Source organism: Bounagaea algeriensis (genome assembly GCF_054491375.1).
Genome location: NZ_CM137102.1, coordinates 835,705 through 859,373, shown reverse-complemented (window position 1 = coordinate 859,373; position 23,669 = coordinate 835,705). Strand labels below are relative to the sequence as shown.

The window sequence follows — 23,669 nt, the reverse complement described above, 5'->3', positions numbered from 1 at the left end:
CGGTGCGGCGCGGCCGTGTCGGGTGGGCGCTGCCGGGGCGCCGCGAACACGGCCGGCCGGGCATGATCGGAGGGCGTCCCGCGTCGAAGGAGGTCCGTTGACCGGCATCCTGCTCACCGTCGTCATCGTGCTGACCCTGCTGTTCGCCGCGGCCCTGGCGCTGCTGTGGCGGCTGTACAGCGACAGCGCGCGGCGCGCCGACGAGGCGCTGCGCATGGTCGAGGCCGAACGCGCCCGCACCACCGAGCAGCAGCACGCGCTGCGCCGCTACGAGGTGGCCTTCGCCTCCAGCACCGGCCGCGGCGAGCTGGGCGAGCAGGTGCTGACCGAAACCGCCCGCTCGCTCGGCCTGCGCGAGGACGTGCACTTCAGCCTGCAGACCGACCTCGCCGGGGGAGGTGCGGCGCGGCCGGACATGGTGCTCACCGTCGGCGGCGGACGGCGCGTGCCGGTGGACGCCAAGGCGAGCCTGGCGGTGTGGGCCGAGGCGATGGAGACCGACGACCCCGCCGAGCGGGCGGATGCGCTGCGGGTGCACGCGCGCAACCTGCGCTCCCGCGCGGGCGAGCTGGCCGGCAAGAACTACCACAAGTGGGCCGACGCGATCTACGGCACGATCATGTTCGTGCCCTCGGACGCGGCGCTGGTGGCCGCGCTGGACACCGATCCGCAGCTGCTGTCGTGGATGCTGCAGCGGCGCGTGTTCCCCTGCGGTCCCACCGGTTTCGCCGTGCTCGCCTCGGCGGCGCTGTTCGCCGCGACCGAGCGGACGCTGACCGAGGACAACGAGCGCATCCGGGAGCAGGCCGTGCGGGCGCAGCGTTCGGCGCACCAGGCGGTGGAGGCGGTCAACCTCTCCAGCACGCACCTGCAGCGCTTCGCCTCCGCGCGGCGGCGCGAACTCGACGCGCTCGAGGCGTTCCGCACCACGGTGCGACCGCTGGCCGAATCGGCCGGCTCCGGCGAGATCGCCGGTGTGCGCCGCGACGAGGACGGGATCGCCACGGAGCTCGACGTCGACGAGGACGGGCGATCGCGGAACTGAGCGAGGACGTTGGAAGATCCGGTCAGTGCAGGTACCGGCGGCGGGTGATGACCAGGAGGTTGGCCGCGAGCGGCAGCAGGGCGCAGAGGAGCGCGACGGAAGCGATCAACACGCGCACCAGGAGCCAGTAGGCGGCGCTCATCCGCAGGATCCCGGCTCCGGGGTTCTCGGCCAGGAAGAACACCAGAAGACCCACGTGGTTCACCGCCGCCAGGGCGACCACCAGGAGGCAGGCAACGGCCAACTTCGCCGCCCACAGCGCCGACTTGGACCGGCCGCAGGTGAGCCACTCGAAGTAGGTCCCGTTCCTGAACTCGGTGTGGAAACAGCCCGCGACGCCCTCGCCGAGAAGATCCGCACCAACACCCGCCAGTCGCTCGCGGAGGTGCGCGGCATCCTCTCCGACCTGCGCTCGCAGGAGGGCGATGCCGAGGAAGCGGGACGCGACGGCCGGTGCCGGCCGCGAAGACTCGGACTCCGAGGCGCTGCGCGGCGGTGTGGGACTCGTGGGCCTGGCCGAACGCGCCGCCATCTGCGGCGGCTCCCTGTTCCGGCGCGAGGCTGGGGACGAATTCGAACTGCGGGCGCGCCTACCACGGTCATCGTGAGCGAGCCGGTGCGCGTGGTGGTCGTCGACGACGACCCGATGGTCCGGCGCGCCCTGCGCGCGGGCGCGAGCGGTTACCTCCTCAAGGACGCGCCCCATTACCGTGTTGGTGGCTCCGATCTTGGAGCTCCTGGTCGCTCGGTGTGGCATGACTGGTGCCCCCTGTCGCTCGCATGATCCGGGGGGGTGGTGTCACCACACCGGGAGGCGCCTGTGGACCGCTGAATAGGGACGTGCCCACCGGTTTATCCGGGTGGTCTGGTCGTAATGTGGGTGTCGGCTGCCGGCGTCGGATCAGCGACCGGGAACATACAACAGCACATCGGGAGACGCTGCGATGACCAGTGGGTTCGACGTGTTCTGCGGTCTGGACGTGGGCAAGGAGCACCATCACGCCACCGGCCTGACGGCTGAGGGCGTGCGCGTGCACGATGCTGCCCTGCCTAACACCGAAGCCGGGCTGCGCGACGTCTTCGACCGGCTGGGCCAGCATGGCCGGGTGCTCGTGGTCGTGGATCAGCCCGCCTCGATCGGCGCGCTGCCGGTGGCGGTGGCCCGCGACAGTGGCTGCGAGGTGGCCTACCTGCCCGGGCTGGCGATGCGCCGCATCGCCGACCTGCACCCGGGCCAGGCCAAGACCGACGCCCGCGACGCGGCCGTCATCGCCGAAGCCGCCCGCAGCATGCCGCACACCCTGCGCCGGGTCGATGTCGGTGACGAAGCCCTGGCCGAGCTGGAAGTGCTCGTCGGCTTCGACGACGACCTCGCCAGTGAGGCCACCCGCGTGGGCAACCGGATCCGCGGGCTGCTCACCCAGATCCACCCCAGCCTGGAACGGGTATTGGGCCCGAAAATCCAGCACACGGCCGTGCTGGAGATCTTGACCCGCCTGGGCGGGCCCGACGGCATCCGCACCGCCGGGCCCCGCAAGCTGCGCAACCTGGCCAGCAAACACGCACCCCGCAAGGGCGCCGAGTGGGCCGAGCAGATCTGGCAGGCCCTGGGCGAGCAGACCGTCACCGTGCCCGGCACGGCCACCGCCGAGACCGTCCTGTCGAAACTGGCCGCCTCGCTGAAAACCGTTCTCACGCAACGCAATGACGTCGCCGACCAGGTCGAGAAAGTGCTCGATGCGCACCCTCTTGCCGGCGTCCTGACCTCGATGCCCGGCATCGGCGTCAGGACCGCCGCCCGCATCCTGCTCGACGTCGGCGACGGCTCCGCCTTTCCCACCCCAGGGCACCTGGCCGCCTACGCCGGGCTGGCCCCAGTCACCCGCCGATCCGGCTCCAGCATCCGCGGCGAACGTCCACCCAAAGGCGGCAACAAACAGCTCAAACGGGCCTTCTTCCTCGCCGCCTTCGCCGCCCTGTCCGACCCCACCAGTCGGGCCTACTACGACCGCAAACGCGCCCAAGGCAAGCGCCACAACGCCGCCCTCATCTGCCTGGCCCGCCGCCGCTGCGACGTCCTCTTCGCCATGCTCCGAGACGGAACCTACTACCAACCACCCACCCCACAACCGGCTTGACCCAACCCATAGGGACACCCCCCCGGACGAACTCGTCTCGGCCATCCTCGCGGTCCACCAGCGTCGCCCGCATCTGGACGACTCGGCCACCCGTCGACTCGTCGGCCTCGCCATCGGCGATGGGGCCCGCACACGCTGCCCCTGGGGGAACCCGGTTGGTTGACAGGGGCGCGTGCGCGGGCAGGCTCCACGGTAGGGCCGGTGGGGGCGGCTGGTCCCGCTGCGTGCCCCGCTCGGGCGAGACTTCGCAAGCGCACCATCGCACGAACACGGAACCGGCCTCGTCCTGTTGACTCCGCGTGGTTTCCCACCAGGGCGGTCGTGATCTGGCGTCGCGTCCTCCGGGCCTGCACAATGTTGTCCGATGGGGAGCGGGATCACATGAGCGATTCGTCGCAGTCCACGGACGGGGCACCTGACGGCACGGACCCGGTCGACCCGAGCCGCGCCGATGAGGGGCGCATCGATGAGGACGCGGGACCCGCACATGTCGAAGAGCAACTGCGCAGCCACGGTGTCCGCCTCGGAAGGGGCGGGATCGCTCCCGCGGTGTTCTGGCCGGCCTTCCTCGTCATCGCCGGCGTCACGGTCATCGCGATCCTGTTCCCCTCCGGCACCGGTGAGGTGCTGAACACGCTCCAGACCGGCATCACCGAGGGTCTGGGGTGGTACTACATGATCGTGGTTGCCGCCTTCATCGTGTTCGCGGTGTGGATGGGGCTGAGCCGCTTCGGCACCATCAAGTTGGGTCACGAGGACGAGCCGCCGGAGTTCGGCGTGTGGTCCTGGTTCGCCATGCTGTTCGCGGCCGGCATGGGCATCGGGCTGGTCTTCTTCGGGCTGGCGGAGCCGCTCACCTTCGCGACCAGCGATCCCAAGCCCGGCACGGACGGCTCAGCGGAGGAGGTCGCCCAGCTCGGCATGGCGCAGGCCTTCGTGCACTGGGGCTTCCACCCGTGGGGGGTCTACGCCGTCATCGGACTCGCGCTGGCCTACGCGATCCACCGGCGCGGGCGTCCGGTGTCCATCCGGTGGGCGCTGGAGCCGCTGTTCGGGGACCGGGTCAAGGGCTGGGTCGGGGACCTGATCGACGTGCTGGCCATCATCGGCACCGTTTTCGGGGTGGCCACCTCACTCGGATTGGGCGTGCAGCAGATCGCTGCCGGCCTGTTGGCGACAGGTGTTCTGGACGAGACGAACAGCACCATCCTCGTGGTCCTGATCGTCATCATCACTCTCCTGGCCATCGTCTCCGTGGTCAGCGGTCTCGGCCGAGGCATCAAGTGGCTCTCGAACACCAACCTGTCGCTGATGGGCGTGCTGCTCATCTCGGTGCTGATTCTCGGGCCCACGCTGTTCCTGCTGCGCGACTTCGTCCAGTCCCTGGGGATCTACCTCGCCAACGTGCTGAACATGACCTTCGACGCGGCCGCGTACACCGGCGACGCGGGTCAGGAATGGATGGCGAACTGGACGATCTTCTACTGGGGCTGGTGGATGGCCTGGGCGCCGTTCGTCGGGGTGTTCATCGCCCGCATCTCCCGCGGCCGAACGATCCGGCAGTTCATCGCCGGTGTGCTGCTGGTCCCGACCCTGCTCGGGTTCTTGTGGCTCGCGGTGCTGGGCGGTACCGGCATCCACCAGCAGCTGTACGGCCAGGGTGGTTTGGTCGACCCCGATGAGGGAGTGGTCGCCGAGGAGGCCCTGTTCCTCGGCCTCGAACAACTCCCCCTGGGCGCGATCCTCTCGATCATCACGATCGTGCTGGTGGCGATCTTCTTCATCACATCATCGGACTCCGGCTCGCTGGTGGTCGACATGCTCGCCTCCGGCGGGCACCCGGACCCGCCGACCTGGAGCCGGGTGCTTTGGGCCTCGTTGGAGGGGCTGATCGCGATCGGGCTGCTGCTCGCCGGCAGCACGTCCGCGTTGCAGGCAGGTTCCATCGCGACGGCTCTGCCGTTCAGCATCGTGCTGATACTGATGTGCTTCGCCACGTACCGAGCGCTGAACGCCGAGCACCGGCAGTTGCTGGACACCGAGCGGCGGATCCGGAGACGTGAGCTCGCTGGAGAGCTGTCGCACGACTTCGACGAGCACTTCGGTGAGCAGGTCGACGACCGGATCGACTACGCGCTGACGAGCACGACGGGGATCTGGAACCGGGAGCGCAAGCGCAACCCGGTCGCCACCCTCTCCCGCTCCCGACGCCGCAGCAGAGGCGGCCAGCCCGGCGCCGCAGGAGGACCCGGCGCGGGCGGCAGCTCAGGTTCGGGTGGTGGCTCCGGCTCAGGAGGCGCGGGCCCCGGCTGACAGGTTCGGCGGGCTGGCAGGTTCGGCAGCAGGGCCAGGAACAGACGGGCGGCTCCGCCTATCCCGCGACGCCAGCAGAGTTGGCGAGGCCGCGTCTGCCCCCGCGCGATCCGAGCGCCCCGACGTCGGCGATGGCGACCGCGAGGCGGTGGTCCCCCTGTCGCGGCGGCCCGCTACAGCCCGGCGATTCGCTGCTGTTCGGCAAGGAAGTGGGCGGTGTCCTGCGTCGAGTCGTACAGGCTCCGGTAGTGCCGGTAGAACTCGTCGTAGCGCTCGGCGCTGTCCGGATCAGGCTTCACGGTGTCCACGATCGGGTTCCACTCCTCCGGCGCCACGGCCGTGTCCGTGGCGATGCCCGCCAGCAGCGCGTCGCCGTAGGAGGCGCCCACGGTCTCCGCCGGGACCTGCTGCTCCAGCCCGGTGATGTCGGAGACGATGCGGGTCCACAACCCGCCCTGGGTGCCGCCGCCGACGGCGACGAGCCGCCGCGCCCCGGCACCCGCCTCGCGCATGGCCTCGAGGTTGTGCCGCACGCCGTAACCGGTGCCCTCCAACGCGGCCCGGTACAGCTCGGCGCGCCCGTGCGTGGTGGTCAGCCCGGCGATGATCCCGCGCGCGTCCGGGTCCATGATCGGCGTGCGTTCGCCGGCGAAGTAGGGCAGCACCAGCAGCCCGCGGCTGCCCGCCGGCACCTGCCCCGCCTCCTCGACGAGGTCGGAGAACTCGCCGGCGACCAGCCCGCGCAGCCAGTCCGTCACCGCGCCCGAGGTGGCCATGCCCGCGGCGAGCGTGTACGTGCCCGGGAACGCCCCGCACGTCCCCCACAGCACCGGGTGCGGGCGCGGTTCGGACAGCACCTGCACGAAGAACATCGTCGTGCCGTACATGAGCATCACGTCACCGGGCTCGCGCACACCCACGCTCGCTGCCTCCGACCACGCGTCGACGGTGCCGGCGGTGACCGGAAGACCTTCCGGCAGGCCGGTTTCCGCGGCCGCCTGCGCCGACACCCGGCCGGCCACCTCGGTCGGCCAGACCAGCTCGGGCAGCCGCATCCCGCCGGTGATCCGCTGCGCCCGGTCGTCGGCCCACTCGCGCCGGGTGAGGTCGTACAGCGGGTCGCACTGGCTGGCCGAGTGGTGGTCGAGCACGTACTGCCCGGTCAGCCGGTGCACCAGGTAGGAGCTGCACATGAGCAGCTTCTCCGTGCGGGCGAACGTCTCCGGTTCGTGGTTGGCAAGCCAGCGGACCTTCGGGCCCACGGCCTGGCTGGACAGTGACGACCCGCCGCGGGCGAGGATGTTCTCCGCGCCCAGCTCGGCGTTCAGCTCCTCGATCTCCGCGACCGCCCGAGTGTCCACACCGTACAGGATCGCCGGGCGCAGCGGAGCGCCCTCGGCGTCGGCGGGCAGGAAAACGGGGCCGATGCCGCTCAACCCGAGGCCGACGAGCTGCCTGCCCTCCGCGGCGGGCAGCAGTTCCGCGAGCAGGGCGCGGAAATCGCTCCACCACACCGCTTCCGCGTCGTGCTCGACCCAACCGGGGTGCGGATACGACGTCTCGTGCCGGCAACTGGCCCGCTTGAGCACCTGCCCGCGCGTGGTGACCAGAACACCCTTGGCACTGCCGGTTCCGATGTCCACGCCCAGCAGCACTTCCTCCGCCACGGCCGCACTCCCTCCTCGCTACACCGGGCGCAGCCGGGCCTGCCCCGGCGCGTCCCGTCCGCCTCCGGTCATTCTCGCAGCGCGGGGAACCCGCCGGGGCGCGTCACGACCCGCCGAACACGAGCGGGGCCAGTTGCACACCACCCTGCCCCCAACCGGCGGAGCTGACCCACCAGCGCGCGCCGTCGCGGACCACCTCGGCCGCGTGCGAGGGGACGTGCCCCACCCGCTGCGACGGATCGAAGTGCAGCGGGTCCGCGCCGGCGAACACGTCGGTGCCCACGTAGCCGCCGCGCGGTCCGATGAACAGGTACCAGCTGCCGCCGCGCTCGACGACGAACGGCGACTCGGTGCCGCCGCCCCAGGTGCCCTCTTCCTCGTCGCGGAAGACGATGCGCCGCTCGCCCCACCGCAGCAGGTCCCGACTGGTGCGGCAGGCCACCACGTGGTTGCCGCCGGTGGGCTCGCTCGTGGCCGTGTAGAACAGCAGCCACTGGTCACCGCGCCGCACCAGCATCGGATCGCGGGCGTCGTAGCCGTCGCGGAACAGCGGCCCCGTGGGCAGGCGGCGCCACCGCCACAGGTCCGCGGAGACGGCGGCGCTGATGGCGAAACGCGTCCGGTCCGCACCGCCGCCGCAGTAGAACATCCAGTACAGCCCGGCGTGTTCGACCACGTGCGGTGCCCACAGCACCGTTTCGCCGAAGTAGTCGGGATCGGCGGTCAGCGCCGGCGGGTGCTTCGTCCACGGCCCCAGCGGGTGCGGCGCGGTGGCGTGGGCGAAGATCCGCTCGTCCATCGGATCGGCCGGTTCCGGGTGGGTGATGCCGAACAGGTGCCACGAGCCGTCGCGGCCGCGGACGAAGCAGTGGTCGTTGATGTACCACGGGCGGTCCTCACCGCGGCTCGGGTCGTGGACGTGGCGGTACTCGCCCGCGCGCACCGGCCCCGGCGCGGCACCGCCCGCAGCGCGGGCCCGCGCGCCGGGAACGCCCGCGAGCAGCGGCGCCGCGGCCAGCGCGCCCAGCAGCGCGCGCCGCCCGGTTCCCGGCGTCGCCGGCATCAGCCCCGGGTCCATTCGTCCACGCGGACGTCGAGCTGTTCGGCCGCGGCGCGCAGCTCGGCGCGGTGGTCGCCGGGGACGGCGTGGATGTGGTTCGCGCCGAACCGGGAGAGGAACACCTCCCCGGGCACGTCCAACCGGGTGAAGGCGTGCGGCCATTCCGGTGTGGACTGGTGCATCAGCGCCTTGTTCGTCTCGTCGTCGTAGCTCTCGAACGCGCCGAGCATCAGCTGCAGCCGGTACGCGCCGTCCTCGCGGGTGAGCCGGCCGAGCGTCATGTCCCCGGGCGCGGCGACGTGCTGCACCGACGCGCCGCCGGCGGGGAAGAAGAACACCTCGGGGTGCAGGTGCACGTTCGCCAGGTTCACCGCGGGGTCCTCGCTGCGGGCGGCGAACCAGGTGGCGTGCTGGCCCGAGTTGCACAGGTCCCAGATGTCGCGGTCGGCGTGGTAGTGCCGCACGTCGGCGAACAGCACCGGGGTGCGGCTGATCGCGTTGAACAGCTGCATCGTCAGCGCGCCGTCCATGTCCGCTTCGGTGGCGCACACGTGGGGTTGCTTCGGCCCGTTCCAGTCGTACGGGTCGTTGAGGAAGGCCTCGGTGACGTCCATCGTCGCGAAGTTCTCCGTCAGCTCGGGCTGTGCCTTGATGCCGGAGAAGTCGATGTGGCGTTCGGCGATGATCTCGCGGACGGCCAGGTAGGAGCGGATCTGCCGCTCCAGCAGCTCCGGGGTGAGCTTGTCGCCGTCGTAGTGCACCCCGGCCGCGTGCCGTTCGAGCCACTCCCGCGCGCCGCGGGCCTCGGCCGGGTCGGCGCGTTCGGCGCGCAGCACCACCTCGTACTGGTCGATCTCCTCGACGTCGATGCCGAACTGCCGCTGCCACTGGTCGGTGTTGGCCACGGCGGTGTTCATGCCCATCGGACGTCCGCCGAACCGGCCGAACGTGCAGCCGTGCAGCGATTTCACCGCAGCCGCGGCGCGGGCGCGCACGCCGATCGCCTCGAGCAGCGCGGCCTCGTCCGGAGCTCCCCAGGCGCGCGCGTGGGTGCGGCCGATCTGGTCGAGCGCGCCACCCGCGGCGAGCATGCCGACCAGGCCCGGTTCGGTCGGATCGGTGCTGGCCGCGAGCAGCAGCGGACTGCGGGTGGCGTCGGCGACGAGCATCGTGAACTGCGGGAACGACCAGACGGTGTAGTACAGCACCGTGAGGTCCACGTCGGCGGCGGCGACCTGGCGGGCGACCGCGTTCGCGGTGACGTTGGTGGCGACGAGGTCCTCGCCGACGACCACCTCGTGCCCGGCGCTTCGCAGCGCGGACACGAGCGCGTCCTGTTTGGACTTGATGAACTCGCTGTTGCGCTCGTGGACGTGCCCACGACCGTCCGAGATGCTGATGACGCCGATTCGAGCCACGATTCCTCCCACACGCAGACGGACGCGGTGACGATGTGTGCGCGGTGTCCGGTCCGGCGGCGGCGTGCGAACGTGCCGCAGCAGCGGGCCGCCACCGCGAACGTGCCGGCCGATCCCGGTTGGCGCACTCCCACGGACCCGGCCACCGAAGGACGGTCGAGCGGTCGTGGTCGGCAAGCTATGCACACCCCGTGCGGGTGTCAAGAATATCGCCGCGCGATCACGCGGGCAGCGGATCGGCGGCGTGCGGCCGCGAATGTGCCCCGTTCCGGCGACACCCGGCAGTATGCGCGTTCGCGAGGGACGCCGCGCCCGCGCCGACCGCCGAACGGCCGGCGCGGGCCCGCCGGTCACCGGAGCATCAGCGGGAGAACGCGGTGTAGCTCGCGGCCGACCACGCGGGGGCGCCGTCGACGGGGACCAGCTCGACGCGCACCTGGTCCTTGCCCGCGGTCAACCGCGCCGGCACGTCGAAGTTGTCCTCCAGCCAGCGGTGGTGCTCGTTGCCGCGCGGCTGCAACCACTGCCCGGCCGGTTCACCGTCGATGCGCACCTGCACGTTCTGGTAGGACTGCTGCTGGTCGCTCATCCGGCGCAGTCGCAGGCCCCGGTTGTCCGGGTCGAGCGCCATCCGGAAGGAGATCGGACCGGTAGCGGTGGTCGCCGTCCGCGTCCGCGGCTCCGGCGCCCGATCGCCTTCGAAACGCGCCGTCAGCGGCCCGCTCCGCTCGCCCTCGGCGGTGTAGTCGTGCTGCGCCCGGCTCGCCGGGTCGCCGAGGTCGATCGCATCGGTGCGGTGCTGCTCGGCCGGACGCCCGCCGTACCAGTAGGCCGTGGAGCTGTAGTCGCCCGGCTCGTCGTTGACCGGTCCGTGCTCGATGCTGAACAGGCCGCCGTCGGAGAACGGCACCGCGTCGTTGTTCAACAGCCGGTAGGCACCGGTGCAGTCGTACCGGCAACCGTCGGCGCCCTTCTCGTGCGCAGGATTGCCGGCCAGCGGCATGGCGAAGGTCGTCCCCTCGCGGAAGTACCAGCCGCCCTCGTAGAGGTCCTCGGTGCCGGTGCCGTGCCAGGCGGGTGTGGACGAGCCGTCGACGTAGAAGCGCTCGTCGCCCTCCAGGTAGTTGCGCTGGTTCGCCTGCGGGGTGTTCAGCGAGTGCGGGGTCTGGTCCTGGTCCCCTCCGCCGGGCGGGATCAGTCCGCGCATGCTGTGCGTGACGCCGTAGAACGTGCCCGCTCCCTGCGCGTCGAGGAACGTCCAGTCCTGGCCCTGCACGGTGCGGCCGCGGTGGTGCGTGGCGTGGAAGTAGCCGGCGTCGGCCGGCATCTGCGCGGGAGCGCTGGTGACCTCGCCGGTGGCCTCGGTCAGGGGCACGTCGCCGTCGTTGACCAGTTCGACCTTCGCGTGCTCGCGGAACGGCATCGGCCACCACGAGGTGAACCAGCCCTGCGCGGGGTCGATCGAGCTCATCATCGTGCGCACGTCGTAGGCGCCGAGGCCGGAACCGAAGAACTCACCGAGCGGCGCGTCCACTGTGGTCCGCCCGTCGAAGGTGATCCGCACCCGCGTGCTCTCCAGCAGCCGCTTCGAGGCGAGCACGTCCTCCTGGTCGCTGGGGTAGCGCGCCACGCGTTTGCGTTCCTGCCAGGTCTGCCGGTCGATGCTGTAGTCGTGCGCCTGCTCCTCGCCCGGATGGCTCGGTCCCAGGTCGAGCACGTCGGTGCGGTGCCAGTCGCCGCCGAGCCTGCTGCGCACGTCGTAGCGGTACTCGTTGACACCGCCCCGCTCCTGCGCCTGCTGGGCACCGGTGAACCGGGTGCTGACGCGGACGCTGGTCTTGCCCGCGGTCAGTTCCGCCGGCACGTCGAGCTCCTGCACGCCCCATTCGCCGCTGCGCGCCGGGCCGCTGTTCCACCGGCCCACGCGCTGCCCGTCGACGAACACGTCGGCGCGCTGCTCCGCCGTGCTCGGGTCGTAGCGGCGGCTCAGGCGGATGCCGTCGTTGTCCGGATCGATCCGCGCGGTGAAGCTGCTGCCGCCTCCCGGGCCGTAGGCGCGGCCGTCGTCGACCACCCGCGGGCTGGCGGTGACCTGCGGAAGTTGCATGCGCAGCCGGTCGATGCGCCCCGGCCCGTCGACTTCGGCGATCGTCCGCGCGTCACCGGGCGCCAACCGGAACTCGTCCCGCGTCGACCGGGCCTCGCGAGCGGCCGGTTTCGGGTCGGCGACGCCGAACCGCCGCAGCCGGTCGAGCACGTCGGTGGCCGGGTCGGACGGGTCGAACGTGTGCACCCCGGACGCGTCGGGGAAGGCGCGGTAGTCCACGTGGTAGAAGCGGGGGTTGTTGTCCACGGTGACCCGCATCGATTCGCGGTAGGGCATGGGAACCTTGATCACCGCTCCGCCGGCTGCGTCGTCGGCGTTGCCCACCAGCGGCCAGGAGAAGGGAGCGCCGACCTCGCCGTCGACGACATCGCTCAACGGGGCGTCGAGCACCACCTCGCCGTCGAGTTCCACGGTGATGTTGCCGGTGTCGGTGACGTCGCCCATCGGTTCCCGGGTGAACCACATCGTGGAGATCTCCCCGGCCCCGGCGTGCTCGGCGATCACGCAGCCCTGCCCGCTCCGCCGCAGGCACGAATAGGTGCCTTCGAACCCGTCGTCGTTGCCACCGCTGCGGTCGAAGCTGGAGAACTGCAGGCTCTGCTCGTCCCCGCGGGACTGGGCCAACGCGTCGAGATCGCGGTAGGCCTCCCAACCGACCGGACCGATCCGGTTCGCGGATTCGGCCTCGGCGGGTGCGCCGCCGGTTCCCGTGTCGACCGCGAGCGCGGTCGCCGCGAGGACCGCCACGCCGAGCAGCGCACCGCGTCGGTGCTTCCCGGATCGGCGGCGGTGCGGTGTTGTCGCATTGCCCATCGAATTCGCCCTCCCCCGCGCTGCTGTCCACTGCGGACGGCAGCGCTCTCCAACGGTGACGCGCGGTGGAACGGGGTCTCCGCTCGCACGTCCGCCCGCCAGCACGGCCCTCGCCGAGAGGACCGCGTTCGACTAGCGAGCCGGACCGCGGAGATCACCCGAGAACGCCGGCGATCTTCCCCGTTGATCGCGGCGCGCTCAGCGCGACGACCGGGCCCGGCACCGCGAATCACACGAAGAGATGGTCACCGCGCGGATCAGTACCGACAACCACCAACCGAGTGGCACCTCCGCCATTTCCGGCATACGCGCCGGCGCGGATGATTCGTCCACAATCGACTTTTCCGGAGGAGGTCGGCGCCGTCCCCGCACCGCGAGCGATCACGGCACGTGGCGGGTCCGGGACGGATCGGATCCCTCGGACGCGAAACGCGTTCCTGGCGGCGGGAGGACGGGAAGGCGGGAGTATGCGGCGCCTCACAGCAGATGTCCGGCAAGAACACCAGCGCAGACGAAAGCGGACACCGAACACCGGAACCGATTCCGAAATATCCGCAGCACACGCACACCGATCGGGGGCAGATGCCCAGACGCGTCCCGCACACGGATGCTGGACCGTTACGGTTGGAAACCGTGACCGCCACCCGCGAGAGTCAGCGCGCAGCCCGCCGACGCGGTAACGGCCCCGTGCAATGGTGGGAACGGAGCCTCGTGCCCAGCGTACGCGGCATCCCGCTGTGGGGAGCGTTGCTGCTCGCAGCACTTCCCACCGCGCTCGGAGCCGTACTGGACAACCTCATCTGGTCGCGGCCGTCCCTGCTCGTCTCGGCCGCGTTCGCCGCGGGCAGCGTCCTCGCGGTCGCGCTGATCCGGCGCAAGAGCGTGTTCGGCCCGATGGTGCAGCCACCCCTCGTCCTCGCGGTGGTCGTCCCCGTGGTCGTACTGCTGATCAACGGCAGCGGAGGTGGCGGTGCCATCGGTGCCGCGCTGAGCCTGCTGCAACCGCTCATCAGCAGCTTCCCCGTCATGGTGGGCACCACGATCGGCACGCTCGCCATCGGACTGGTCCGGATCTTCCTCACCCAGCGCGACCCGCGGCGCCGGCGCGCCGCGGCCGAAGCCGCGATCGCGCACGGCGACGACAAACCGACGAAGAAGCGCAAGCCGGTCGCCCCCGAGACCGCCAGCGGGGACAGCAGCGGCGGCAAGAGCAAGGCGGCCAGCGACCCGCCGCGGCCGGCGCGCGGTGAGCAACGTGGTCGACGCGGGCAAGACCGGTCCCAGCAGCCCGCCAAGAAGCGTCCCGCGGACGCGCCTGCGCGCAAGAAGGACGCCGCTGCGCAGCAGGGCGGCGCCGCGGGCAAACGCGACGGCCCGCAGAAGAAGGACGGCCGGGCGAGGAAGGACGCCCCGCCGCGGGAGGCGCCACCGCGCAAGAAGAGGCCCCCGGCCGAGGAGCCCGAACCGCGCACTCCGGCCGCCCAGCAACGGGCGGAGCGCTCACCCGCACGGCGATCGCAGAGGCAGGCTCCACCGAACGGCCAGCAGCCGCCCGGTGGTGGGCAACGTCCCGCGCCGGACGGCCGCCGCCAGCAGCGCGGCAACACGCCGGGACGGCCGGCGCCAGGGCGTCCCCGCCCGCCCGAACCGCCGCCGGGGCGCGGTCAGCCCCCGGGCCAGGGCCAACCGCCGCGACAGGGCCAGCCGCCGCGACAGGACCAGTCACCAGAACAGGGCCGAGCACCGAGGCAGGGCCAACCGCCGGGACAGCGCCAACCGCCGGGAAAGGGCCGAGCGCCGAGGCAAGGCGAGCCGCCGAGGCAGGACCAGGCACCGAAGCAGGGCGAGCCGCCGCCGCGGCGTCCGCGCCCCCCGCGCGACCGCTGAGTGCGCCGAGAGCGCCGAGTGCATCGAGAGCGCCTTCGAGCAAGAGGGCGTCAAGCGGTCAAAGGTCGTCAAGCGGTTTTGCCCGTTGCGGGCGGGCGACGGAGGCACCCACCGGGGCCGCTGGGAGAAGAGGCAGCAGCACCCGCGATGAGCCCTGAAGCACCCGCGATGAGCCCTGCCAGGGGATGTGCACGTTTCGCGAAATGTACACGCCCCTGGTCAGGCGGGGTGCAGCTGAGAACGTGGTGCACCGGAGCGGGGGAGGCGCGCAGCGCCCTGCAACACGCGGTCCCCGCAACGCTCAGATCCCGCAACGCTCAGATCCCGGCGCATGCACGTGCGCAGCGCCGGGAACGAGCTCCGGCCCATCGAGGCAGCTCCGAGCCTCGAGTACGAGCTGGGTGGACCGCGATGGCTGGGCCGGCCACCACGGTTGACCGACTCGCAGCGGCGGCCTGCACCGCGCGCGGTCAGCGGACGCTGGAGGGCTGATCCGGGTTGTTGTCCAGGTCCTTGCGCAGCTCCCGCGGCAGGGCGAAGGAGACCTTCTCGTTCGCCGTGGTCACCTCGTCCACGTCGTCCCAGCCCCGCTCGGCGAGGTAGTCCAGCAGCTGCATCACCAGCACGTCCGGCACCGAGGCACCGCTGGTCACACCGACCGTGCGCACGCCTTCCAACCACTCCGGCTGCACCTGGCGCGGGAAGTCGATGAGCCGCGCGTCCGAGGCGCCGGCATCCAGGGAGACCTCCACCAGCCGCCGCGAGTTCGACGAGTTCTGCGAACCCACGACCAGCACCAGGTCGCACTCGGCCGCCATCGCCTTCACCGCGTGCTGCCGGTTCGACGTGGCGTAGCAGATGTCGTCGCTCGGCGGCGCCTGCAGGTCGGGGAACCGGCCCTGCAGCTGGTCGACGCGCTCCATGGTCTCGTCGACGCTGAGCGTGGTCTGCGACAGCCACACGACCTTGTCCGGATCGCGCACCTGGACGTTTTCCACGTCCTCGGGCTTGTCGACGAGCTGGACGCGTTCGGGCGCCTCGCCCGCCGTTCCCTCGACCTCCTCGTGGCCCTCGTGCCCGATCAGCAGGATGTCGTAGTCGTCCCGGGCGAACCGGTTGACCTCCTTGTGCACCTTCGTGACCAGCGGGCACGTGGCGTCGATGGTTCGCAGGTTGCGGTCCGCGGCCTCCTGGCGCACCGCCGGGGACACGCCGTGGGCGGAGAACACCAGCAGCGAACCCTCCGGCACCTCCTCGACCTCGTCGACGAAGATCACGCCCCGCTCGATGAGCGTGTCGACCACGTGCCGGTTGTGCACGATCTCCTTGCGGACGTACACCGGTGGGCCGTAGGTCTCCAGCGCCTTCTCCACGCTGATGACGGCGCGGTCGACGCCGGCGCAGTAACCGCGCGGCCGTGCGAGGAGGACGCGTTTGCCGTTGCCCGCAGCCCCGTCCGCGGGCGAACGGTCGGCCGGGGCGGTGTCGTCGGCGGCTTGGGGTGCCTGCGGCGAGCTCGTCATATCACCAAGGGTACGGATCGCCGCCGAAGGCAGTCAGCCGCAGCTGCACCCTCCCGGCCCCACCGTGGGACACGGAACACCCGGCCGCGGTCCGACGGGGCCGCCCCATGGATTCACGCGCCCGCCTGGGGCAGGCTGGGCACATGCGATCGTTCCCCCTCCCCGTGCGGGTCGCCGCCGGCGCCGCCGCGGCCACCGCGGAGTGCGCGCGGCAGCTGCCCGGTGTGCTCGCAGGTCTGCCGGTCACCGCGGTGAGCTGGACGCTGCAGACGACGATGCGCGTGCAGCAGCAGGTCACCGAACTCGCGTTGAAGGGCGATGACGCACTCGCCTCGCTGGGAGGGGAACCGGAGGAGCACCCGTCGTGGGCGATCTTCGACGAGGACGAAGTGGCTTCGGACACCCCGGACCACCTCGATCTCGACCCGACCGGTTCCCCGGGGGACAATGCGGCGGGCACCACGGCGAGCGATCCGCCGGGCCGCGCCACCGACGACGCACCACCGGCGTGCCTGCCCGAGTACGACTCGCTGTCGGTGGCGCAGTTGCGCGGCAAGCTCCGCGCGCTGTCCGAAGCCGACCTGGCCGAACTCGTGCGCTACGAACGCGAGCACGCTGCCAGGCCGGAGTTCGAGCGGATGCTCGACAACCGGCTCGACCGGATGCGCACCGGCCGCTGAGCGACCGCCCGTCCCAGCCCCCACCCCGACCCCTGCACCACGACCCCTGCACCACGACCCCGGGAGCAGCACTGAGTTCCGCCACCAGCGCCGACCAGCCGTGGCCGGTCCGCACCGTCGCCCGCAAGGTGGCCGACTGGATCCACCGGCTCGGCGCCGTCTGGGTGGAAGGGCAGATCACGCAGATCTCGCTGCGGCCCGGCGCGAAGACCGCGTTCGTCACCCTGCGCGACCCGAGCGCCGACGTCTCGTTGACGCTGACCTGCGCCGCCTCCCTGCTGCGCGGGATGGACCCGGCGCCGGTGGAAGGCACGCGCGTCGTCGTGCACGGCAAGTTCAACTTCTACGTCGCCCGCGGCACGCTGAGCCTGCGCGTGGACGACATGCGCCAGGTCGGCATCGGAGAACTGCTCGCCCGGATCGAACGGCTGCGGCAGCTGCTCAAAGCCGAAGGGCTGTTCGACCCGGCGCGCAAGCGTGCGCTGCCGTTCCTGCCGAACCGCGTCGGCCTCATCACCGGGCGGGCCTCGGCCGCCGAGCACGACGTGCTCAGCAACGCCCGCCTGCGCTGGCCCGCGGTTCGGTTCGAGCTGCGCAACGTCGCTGTGCAGGGGGCCAGCGCGGTCAGCCAGATCCTCGACGCGCTCGACGAACTCGACCGGGACCCGGCGGTGGACGTGATCGTGCTCGCGCGCGGCGGCGGCAGCGTGGAGGACCTGCTGCCGTTCTCGGACGAGACGCTGTGCCGGGCCGTGGCGAGCTGCCGCACCCCGGTCGTCAGCGCGGTCGGGCACGAACCGGACTCGCCGCTTCTCGACCACGTCGCGGACGTGCGCTGCTCCACCCCCACGGCCGCGGGCAAACGCGTCGCCCCGGACGTGGCCGAGGAGATCCGGCAGGTGGGGCAGCTGCGCGACCGGTCCCGCCGCGCCCTGCAGGGCTGGGTCGAACGGGAGCGGCGCACTGTGGACGCGCTGCGCAGCCGTCCCGTGCTGGCCGACCCGCACGGGCCGCTGCGGCAGCGCGCCGAGCAGGTCGAGCAGATGCGGCAGCGGAGCCGGCGGGCGGTGACCACCCTGCTCGGCACCGAGCAGCGCGCCCTGGCCGCGATGCGGTCGCGGCTGACGACGCTCGGGCCGGCGGCCACTCTTGCGCGCGGCTACGCGATCGTGCAGCGTGTCGACCCCCACGGCGTGGACGGAGTCGTGCGCTCGGTCGACGAGGCTCCCGCCGGCACGCACCTGCGGGTGCGGGTCGCCGACGGGGTGCTGCACGCCGTGGTCGGCGAACACGGTGCGGACTGATCGGTGAGGAACACGACGTGCACACTTCCCCGCGACACACGCCCGCCGGCGACACTGCCCGCGGTTCCGGGGCCCTCGGTTCCGGGGCCCTCGGTTCCGGGGACCGGCAGGCGGTGTTCCTGCCGCTGACGGTGCAGGTGGCGCGTTCCGCCGCCACCGCGGACCGGAAGCGCGCCGACGCGCCGTCCCCGAGCTCCCCCACCGGTGCGCCGGACGCCCAACCTTCCGGTGCCCAGCCTTCCGGTGCCCAGTCTTCCGGCGCCCAACCTTCCAGTGCCCAGTCTTCCGGTGCCCAGTCTTCCGGCGCCCAGCCTTCCAGTGCCCAGCCTTCCGACGCCCAGTCTTCCGGTGACCAGCCTTCCGGTGCGCGGGAAACCGCCCAGGAGGTGCGGCGCTGCGCCGAGGCGGCGGAGTTCACCGCGTACGGCTGCTGGAACGCGTTGCGCGGCGGCTGCCGGTCGGCGGAGCGCACCCTGCTGCCGGCACGGCTGGACGATCTCGTGCAGGCCGCCTCCGAGTACGTCGACCTCCGGTGGTGGCACGGCAGCGGGTCACCGCACCGGCGTAGGGTCGCGGAAGCGCAGCAGCGCATCGACGAGGCCGTGCACGAGGGGGACGGCGCCGAGTTCGCCGAAGCGTTCGTCGGCTACGACCAGGCACTGGCCACCGCGATGGTTTCCGCACGCAGCACAGTGGAGAGTTCGACCCGGTGAGCGATACGCACGAGAGCCCGGAATCAGCAGGAGGGGAATCCGCGGAAGAGGACCCCGCGGAGGCCGCGGCGACAGCGGAAGGGCCCGCGGAGACCGCCGGAAGCGGTCCGCCGGCCGAAACCGCCGAGCAGGCGGAGGCCGGAGGAGCGGAATCCTTCGACCCGGTCGCGGCGCACCCCGAGGTCGCCGAGCTCGACTACGAGCAGGCCCGGGACGAACTCGCCGACGTGGTTAAGCGGCTCGAAGCCGGCGGACTGTCCCTGGAGGAGTCGCTCGCCCTGTGGGAGCGCGGCGAAGCCCTCGCCACCGTGTGCGAGCGGCACCTCGCCGGGGCGCAGGAGCGGGTGGACCAGGCGCTTGAGTCCGTCCAGGAAGACGGATCGGAGTAGCCGCTGCTGGTCAGCGCCCCCACCAGCACCTCCGGCACGGGCGCCGGGATCACCTGTTGTGCTCGTGGTGCCCCGGTGCTTTCCCGCGCCGGTCCTGATCACCGCCGGAGCCGGTCGATGTAGTAGTCCACCGTGCTGAGAGCCGTCTCCGCGGTGTGGCGCCCGAGCAGGAGGTCGTCGCCGAGTCCACCGGTCAGCGCGAGCAGGATTTCGGCCTCCCGTCGTGGTTCCAGTCCCGTGCTCAGCTCCCCGCTGCCCTGCGCGGCGTCGACCTGGCTGGCGAGGAGGTCGAGCAGCTGCGCTCGATCACCTCGCCAGTGCTGGCTTTGGTCAGCGGGAAGAGCACCGTGCACGATCCGCGAAAGGCGGTCGATCGCGCCACCCGACTGATCCCCGATGCGCGAGTCGAACTCTGGCCGAGCGCGGGTCACGCGATCTCCGCGGAGTGCGCGGACGCCGTGAACGCCAGGCTGCTGGACTTCCTCGATCACCTCACCGACGCGGGGACCCCGTGATGACCGCGCGATCGAAGGCGAGCTCACCGAGCACCGCCATGGGTCGCGGCGAGCTCGCCGGCGTGGCACTGGACGTGCTGGTTCCGGTCCTCGTGTACTACGTCCTGCGCAGCGTGGGCCTGAGCGAATGGCTCGCCTTGCTCGCCGGAGCGGCCGCGCCCGCGGTGCGGGCCGGGTGGGCGCTGATCCGGCACCGCACGCTGAACTGGTTCCCGACCGCGGCGCTCGTGGTGCTCGCGGTCAGCACCACCATGTCGTTCATCGCGGACAGCCCCAGGTTCCTGCTGGCCAAGGACGGAATCATCAAGGCGGCCATCGGCGCGGTCGTTCTCGGCACGCTCGCGGCGGACCGCCCGATCATGTACACCGTGAGCCGGGCGTTCGTGGGCATGGCCGGACACTCGCCGAACGGGTGGGACAGGCAGTGGGATTCCTCGGCGCGGTTCCGCAGGATCTGGCGCGTGGTCACGGTCATCTGGGGCGCCAGTGCGTTGGCCAGCGCCGCCGCCAAGGTGCTCTTCGCCTGCACGCTGCCGATCGACGTGGTGCCGGCCATTTCGATCGTGCAGTGGGCAGCGGTGCTCGTCGGGCTGAACGCGGTCACCCAGCTCTACCTGCGCCGGCCGGCGAACAAACCGCTCGTGTTCGACTGACCAGCGCGCGGCATCCCCGGAGAGCCGCTCAGCCGGCGTCGCGGAGGGCGGCGCGGGCGAGCTCGCGGAACTCGGCCTGCTGCCCGTCACCGGTGATCAGCAGGTGCGCACCCCCGCGTTCGGTGATCCAGGCCCGCTCGCCGCGGACGCTGTCGTAGATCACCCACTGCTCGCCGCCGACCTCGGTGGTGCCCCGCGCCCGCGGCTGCTGCTGCCGGGTTTCGGCAGCGACGAACTCCTGCTCCGGTGCCGAGGACTGGGCCAGCCGGAGGTAGTGCTGCGCGCCGGTGATCCATCCGACGCGCACGACCTCGTCCTGCGAGGGCAGCGTGGCCACGTTCGCCGAGTTCGCCCGCCAGCCGTCCGGCACCCGCGGGTGCACCAGCGGGAACTCCACCCGATCCTGCGCGTTGTCGAGCTCCTGGGCCGCGTCCACGCTCGGCGCGGCGCCCCCGTCCACCTCGGGCCCGCCGGGGCTGAACGAACAGCGGCCCAGCACGGCGGTCAGGCCGCCGACCACGAGCACCAGCGCGAGCACGGCCATGACCATCCCGGTCATGGTGCGCTGCTGACCGGAGTTCGGCTGCTGGTTGCGGGACTGCTGGTTGCGGGACCGGGCCACGACCCGCATGCTCTCACCTGTCCGCGGAAGCGAACCCGCCCACCAGGTACCGACGTGTCGTGTCCCACCACACAGCGGTGCGCGGCCTGCTCGTCTGCCAAGATCCGGCGCACCAGGCGCAACACTCGCACGTCGGGGACCGCACCTCGGCGGCATGCAACGACGCATCACGGGGAGGGCACACATGAGCACTGCCGACGCGCAGGGCACCACGGAAGCTCCCGACCGCAACCTGGCCATGGAACTGGTCCGGGTGACCGAGGCGGCGGCGATGGCCGCGGGACGCTGGGCCGGACGCGGTGACAAGAACTCCGGCGACGGCGCGGCCGTCGACGCCATGCGCAAACTCGTCAGCACCGTGTCCATGCGCGGCGTCGTGGTCATCGGGGAAGGCGAGAAGGACGAGGCGCCGATGCTGTACAACGGCGAGCACGTCGGCACCGGGCAGGGCCCCGAGTGCGATGTCGCCGTGGACCCGATCGACGGCACCACGCTGCTGTCCAAGGGGATGCCGAACTCGTTGTCGGTGCTGGCGGTGGCCGAACGCGGCGCCATGTTCGACCCGTCCGCCGTGTTCTACATGGAGAAGATCGCCGTCGGTCCGGAGGCGGCCGGCACGATCGACCTGAACGCCTCGGTGGAGGAGAACATCCGCCGGGTCGCCAAGGCCAAGTCGCTGGACATCTCGGACGTGAACGTGTGCGTGCTGGACCGCTCGCGGCACGACGACCTCGTGGCCCAGGTGCGCCAGGCCGGCGCCCGGGTCCGGTTCATCAGCGACGGGGACGTGGCCGGTGCGATCGCGGCGGCGCGGCCGAACAGCGGCGTGGACATGCTGCTGGGCATCGGCGGCACGCCGGAGGGCATCATCACCGCCTGCGCGCTCAAGTGCATGGACGGCGAGATCCAGGGTCGGCTGTGGCCGAAGGACGAGACCGAACGCGCCCGCGTGGCCGAACGGGGCTACGACGAGAACCAGGTCCTGAGCACCTCGGATCTGGCCGGCGGGGAGAACGTGTTCTTCTGCGCCACCGGCATCACCGACGGAGCCCTGCTCGACGGCGTGCACTTCCGGGCGCACCGGGCGACGACGCAGTCGATCGTGATGCGTTCCAAGTCCGGCACCGTGCGCGTGGTCGACGCCTCGCACAAGCTGTCGAAGCTGCGCGAGTACGCCAACGTGGAACTCGGCCGTCCCGAGGAGGGCTGAACTCCCCCGCCCGGCCGGAGGTTCGGACATTTCTCGAGAAACGTCGCGTACTTTTCTCGAGAAATGTCCGCTCGGCCGGGCCCACCGCGGTCGCAGCTACCTCCACCGCCCGCCCGAGCAGTCGTCGAGCACGGCCGGGCCAATGCTGCTGCCCGATGAGAGCTGCCGACTGCCCGATGAGAACTGCCGGACCGGTCAGCTGTCCATGTCCGAGGAGTGCCCGGGGAACAGGCGGGTCCCGGGGTCGAGGTGCACCGCGATGTTGTTCACCGCCGTGGCCGCTTCACCGAAGCCGGTCGCGATGAGCTTCACCTTGCCCGGGTAGGTGGCCACGTCACCCGCGGCGTAGACGCGCTCCCGCGCCGTGCGCATGTGCGTGTCCACGTGGACCGACCGCTTGTCGATCTCCAGGCCCCAGGATTCGATCGGTCCGAGCGAGGCGGTGAACCCCAGGGCGGCGACGACGGTCTGCGCGGGCAGCACGGTGCGGGTGCCCTCGCGGTCGACCAGCTCGACCTCCTGCACCCGGCCGTCCCCGCGGACGTCGGCGATCTCGGTGTCGGTCAGCACCGGCACGCCCAGATCCGCGGCCTTCTGCATCAGGCCCGAATGCGCCCGGAATCGCTTGCGGCGGTGCACCAGCGTCACGCTGCGCGCGACCGGGTGCAGCGCCAGCGCCCAGTCGAACGCGGAGTCCCCGCCGCCGACGATGACCACGTCGCGACCACTGTGGGCGTCGATCTCCGGGACGAAGTTGACGACGCCGCGGTCGAACCAGCCCTCCGCCGCGGGCAGCGGCCGGGGGGTGAACTCGCCGATCCCGGCGGTGATGAGCATGGCACGGCCGTGCACGGAATCACCGTCGGACAGCTCCAGATTCAACCCGTCATCCACATCGGACAACTTCTGGGCTGCCCTGCCGAGCAGGTAGGTCGGATCGTACTGCGCGGCTTGCCGCACCAGGTTGTCCACCAGCTCGCGCCCGCGGACCTCCGGAAAGCCCGCCACGTCGAAGATCAACTTCTCCGGATACATCGCGGTGACCTGGCCGCCCGGCTCGGGCAGCGCGTCGACCAGTGCTGCGCTCAGCCCCCGGAACCCGGCGTAGTAGGCGGCGAACAGCCCCGCGGGGCCCGCGCCCACCACGATGAGGTCGACGTCGTAGGTCTGCGCCATGTCCACCACCTCGCGCTCCATCGCGACAGACACCCCCAGCATATCCGTTCCGCCGGGTGTGCGTCGTCCGCGCGGACGGCCGTGATCGCACCACGCGCCTTGCTGAGCCCCGGGCGATGTGCTTCGTCGCACACCGCAGGGCGGAGAGGAGGAGGCGGCAGGGCGGACACAGCAGGGCGGGCACGGCAGCGCGCACGCGGCGGATGCAAACGACAGGGCTGGGTACTGCAGGGCTGGATACTGCGGGACTGGGCGCTGCAGGGTTGGGCACTGCGGAGCAGACGCATCGCAGCGCAGACGCGTCGAAACGGGCACGCAGGGACGGGCACGCAGGGACGGGCACGCAGGGACGGGCACGCAGGGACGGGTACGCAGGGGCGAGTACGGCAGCGACGGGTACGCAGGCACTCCCCGGTACAACGCGCGAGCGAGGTCG

General features: G+C 71.7%; 20 protein-coding genes. 12 read left to right on the top strand and 8 right to left on the bottom strand.

Annotated features, from left to right (window positions below; translation table 11 throughout):
• Positions 1-97 precede the first annotated feature (97 nt).
• Positions 98-1,045 carry a DNA recombination protein RmuC gene (locus ACVGV2_RS03900; protein ID WP_459164681.1) on the top strand — a complete coding sequence of 316 codons (948 nt, stop codon included), beginning with the start codon at positions 98-100 and terminating at the stop codon, positions 1,043-1,045.
• Positions 1,046-1,067: 22 nt separating this feature from the next.
• On the opposite strand, the gene ACVGV2_RS03895 is transcribed toward ACVGV2_RS03900, so the two are convergent.
• Positions 1,068-1,577, bottom strand: coding sequence for an ABC transporter permease (locus ACVGV2_RS03895; protein WP_459164680.1), 510 nt, complete (start codon positions 1,575-1,577; stop codon positions 1,068-1,070).
• A gap of 72 nt (positions 1,578-1,649) precedes the next feature.
• Between ACVGV2_RS03895 and ACVGV2_RS03890 the strand changes: the two genes are divergently transcribed.
• From ACVGV2_RS03890 to ACVGV2_RS03880, 3 genes are all read left to right on the top strand, one after another.
• Positions 1,650-1,829: a hypothetical protein gene (locus ACVGV2_RS03890; RefSeq protein ID WP_459164679.1), complete on the top strand. Its 180-nt coding sequence runs from the start codon at positions 1,650-1,652 to the stop codon at positions 1,827-1,829.
• Positions 1,830-1,989: 160 nt separating this feature from the next.
• Entirely contained in the window at positions 1,990-3,183 is a 1,194-nt protein-coding gene (locus tag ACVGV2_RS03885) for an IS110 family RNA-guided transposase (protein WP_459162678.1), read from the top strand.
• 381 nt (positions 3,184-3,564) lie between these two features.
• Entirely contained in the window at positions 3,565-5,496 is a 1,932-nt protein-coding gene (locus ACVGV2_RS03880) for a BCCT family transporter (RefSeq protein ID WP_459164678.1), read from the top strand.
• Between the two features lie 173 nt (positions 5,497-5,669).
• On the opposite strand, the gene ACVGV2_RS03875 is transcribed toward ACVGV2_RS03880, so the two are convergent.
• The 4 genes from ACVGV2_RS03875 to ACVGV2_RS03860 all read right to left on the bottom strand — a co-directional run bounded on the left by ACVGV2_RS03875 (position 5,670) and on the right by ACVGV2_RS03860 (position 12,561).
• Positions 5,670-7,163: an FGGY-family carbohydrate kinase gene (locus ACVGV2_RS03875; RefSeq protein WP_459164677.1), complete on the bottom strand. Its 1,494-nt coding sequence runs from the start codon at positions 7,161-7,163 to the stop codon at positions 5,670-5,672.
• 103 nt (positions 7,164-7,266) lie between these two features.
• Positions 7,267-8,226: a family 43 glycosylhydrolase gene (locus tag ACVGV2_RS03870; RefSeq protein ID WP_459164676.1), complete on the bottom strand. Its 960-nt coding sequence runs from the start codon at positions 8,224-8,226 to the stop codon at positions 7,267-7,269.
• Complete coding sequence (locus ACVGV2_RS03865; RefSeq protein ID WP_459164675.1) at positions 8,226-9,641, bottom strand: L-fucose/L-arabinose isomerase family protein; 1,416 nt, start codon at positions 9,639-9,641, stop codon at positions 8,226-8,228. The genes ACVGV2_RS03870 and ACVGV2_RS03865 overlap by 1 nt, the downstream gene beginning before the upstream one ends.
• Before the next feature lie 361 nt (positions 9,642-10,002).
• Positions 10,003-12,561 carry a glycoside hydrolase family 172 protein gene (locus tag ACVGV2_RS03860; RefSeq protein WP_459164674.1) on the bottom strand — a complete coding sequence of 853 codons (2,559 nt, stop codon included), beginning with the start codon at positions 12,559-12,561 and terminating at the stop codon, positions 10,003-10,005.
• A 711-nt stretch (positions 12,562-13,272) separates the two neighbouring features.
• On the opposite strand from ACVGV2_RS03860, the gene ACVGV2_RS03855 reads away from it, so the two are divergent.
• Entirely contained in the window at positions 13,273-14,448 is a 1,176-nt protein-coding gene (locus tag ACVGV2_RS03855; RefSeq protein ID WP_459164673.1) for a DUF6542 domain-containing protein, read from the top strand.
• 470 nt (positions 14,449-14,918) lie between these two features.
• On the opposite strand, the gene ACVGV2_RS03850 is transcribed toward ACVGV2_RS03855, so the two are convergent.
• Positions 14,919-15,971: a 4-hydroxy-3-methylbut-2-enyl diphosphate reductase gene (locus tag ACVGV2_RS03850; RefSeq protein WP_459164672.1), complete on the bottom strand. Its 1,053-nt coding sequence runs from the start codon at positions 15,969-15,971 to the stop codon at positions 14,919-14,921.
• Between the two features lie 143 nt (positions 15,972-16,114).
• Here ACVGV2_RS03850 and ACVGV2_RS03845 point away from each other — a divergent pair, with 143 nt between their 5' ends.
• The 6 genes from ACVGV2_RS03845 (at position 16,115) to ACVGV2_RS03820 (ending at position 20,225) form a co-directional block, all read left to right on the top strand.
• Complete coding sequence (locus ACVGV2_RS03845) at positions 16,115-16,651, top strand: lipid droplet-associated protein (protein WP_459164671.1); 537 nt, start codon at positions 16,115-16,117, stop codon at positions 16,649-16,651.
• 71 nt (positions 16,652-16,722) lie between these two features.
• Entirely contained in the window at positions 16,723-17,955 is a 1,233-nt protein-coding gene (gene xseA / locus ACVGV2_RS03840) for an exodeoxyribonuclease VII large subunit (RefSeq protein WP_459165861.1), read from the top strand.
• Positions 17,956-17,972: 17 nt separating this feature from the next.
• Positions 17,973-18,668: a hypothetical protein gene (locus ACVGV2_RS03835; protein ID WP_459164670.1), complete on the top strand. Its 696-nt coding sequence runs from the start codon at positions 17,973-17,975 to the stop codon at positions 18,666-18,668.
• Positions 18,665-19,057, top strand: a complete 393-nt coding sequence (locus ACVGV2_RS03830; protein ID WP_459164669.1) for an exodeoxyribonuclease VII small subunit — start codon at positions 18,665-18,667, stop codon at positions 19,055-19,057. The genes ACVGV2_RS03835 and ACVGV2_RS03830 overlap by 4 nt, the downstream gene beginning before the upstream one ends.
• A gap of 155 nt (positions 19,058-19,212) precedes the next feature.
• Positions 19,213-19,572 carry an alpha/beta fold hydrolase gene (locus tag ACVGV2_RS03825; RefSeq protein WP_459164668.1) on the top strand — a complete coding sequence of 120 codons (360 nt, stop codon included), beginning with the start codon at positions 19,213-19,215 and terminating at the stop codon, positions 19,570-19,572.
• Positions 19,572-20,225, top strand: a complete 654-nt coding sequence (locus ACVGV2_RS03820; RefSeq protein ID WP_459164667.1) for a VC0807 family protein — start codon at positions 19,572-19,574, stop codon at positions 20,223-20,225. Before ACVGV2_RS03825 ends, ACVGV2_RS03820 begins: the two co-directional genes overlap by 1 nt.
• A 28-nt stretch (positions 20,226-20,253) precedes the next feature.
• Here ACVGV2_RS03820 and ACVGV2_RS03815 read toward each other — a convergent pair whose 3' ends face one another.
• A complete protein-coding gene (locus ACVGV2_RS03815; RefSeq protein ID WP_459164666.1) occupies positions 20,254-20,856 on the bottom strand; it encodes a DUF4245 domain-containing protein in 603 nt (200 codons plus the stop codon).
• Between the two features lie 175 nt (positions 20,857-21,031).
• Between ACVGV2_RS03815 and glpX the strand changes: the two genes are divergently transcribed.
• Entirely contained in the window at positions 21,032-22,057 is a 1,026-nt protein-coding gene (gene glpX / locus ACVGV2_RS03810; RefSeq protein ID WP_459164665.1) for a class II fructose-bisphosphatase, read from the top strand.
• Between the two features lie 195 nt (positions 22,058-22,252).
• On the opposite strand, the gene ACVGV2_RS03805 is transcribed toward glpX, so the two are convergent.
• On the bottom strand, positions 22,253-23,233 hold the full coding sequence (locus ACVGV2_RS03805; protein ID WP_459165860.1) for an NAD(P)/FAD-dependent oxidoreductase: 981 nt from the start codon (positions 23,231-23,233) through the stop codon (positions 22,253-22,255).
• Between the last annotated feature and the right edge of the window lie 436 nt (positions 23,234-23,669).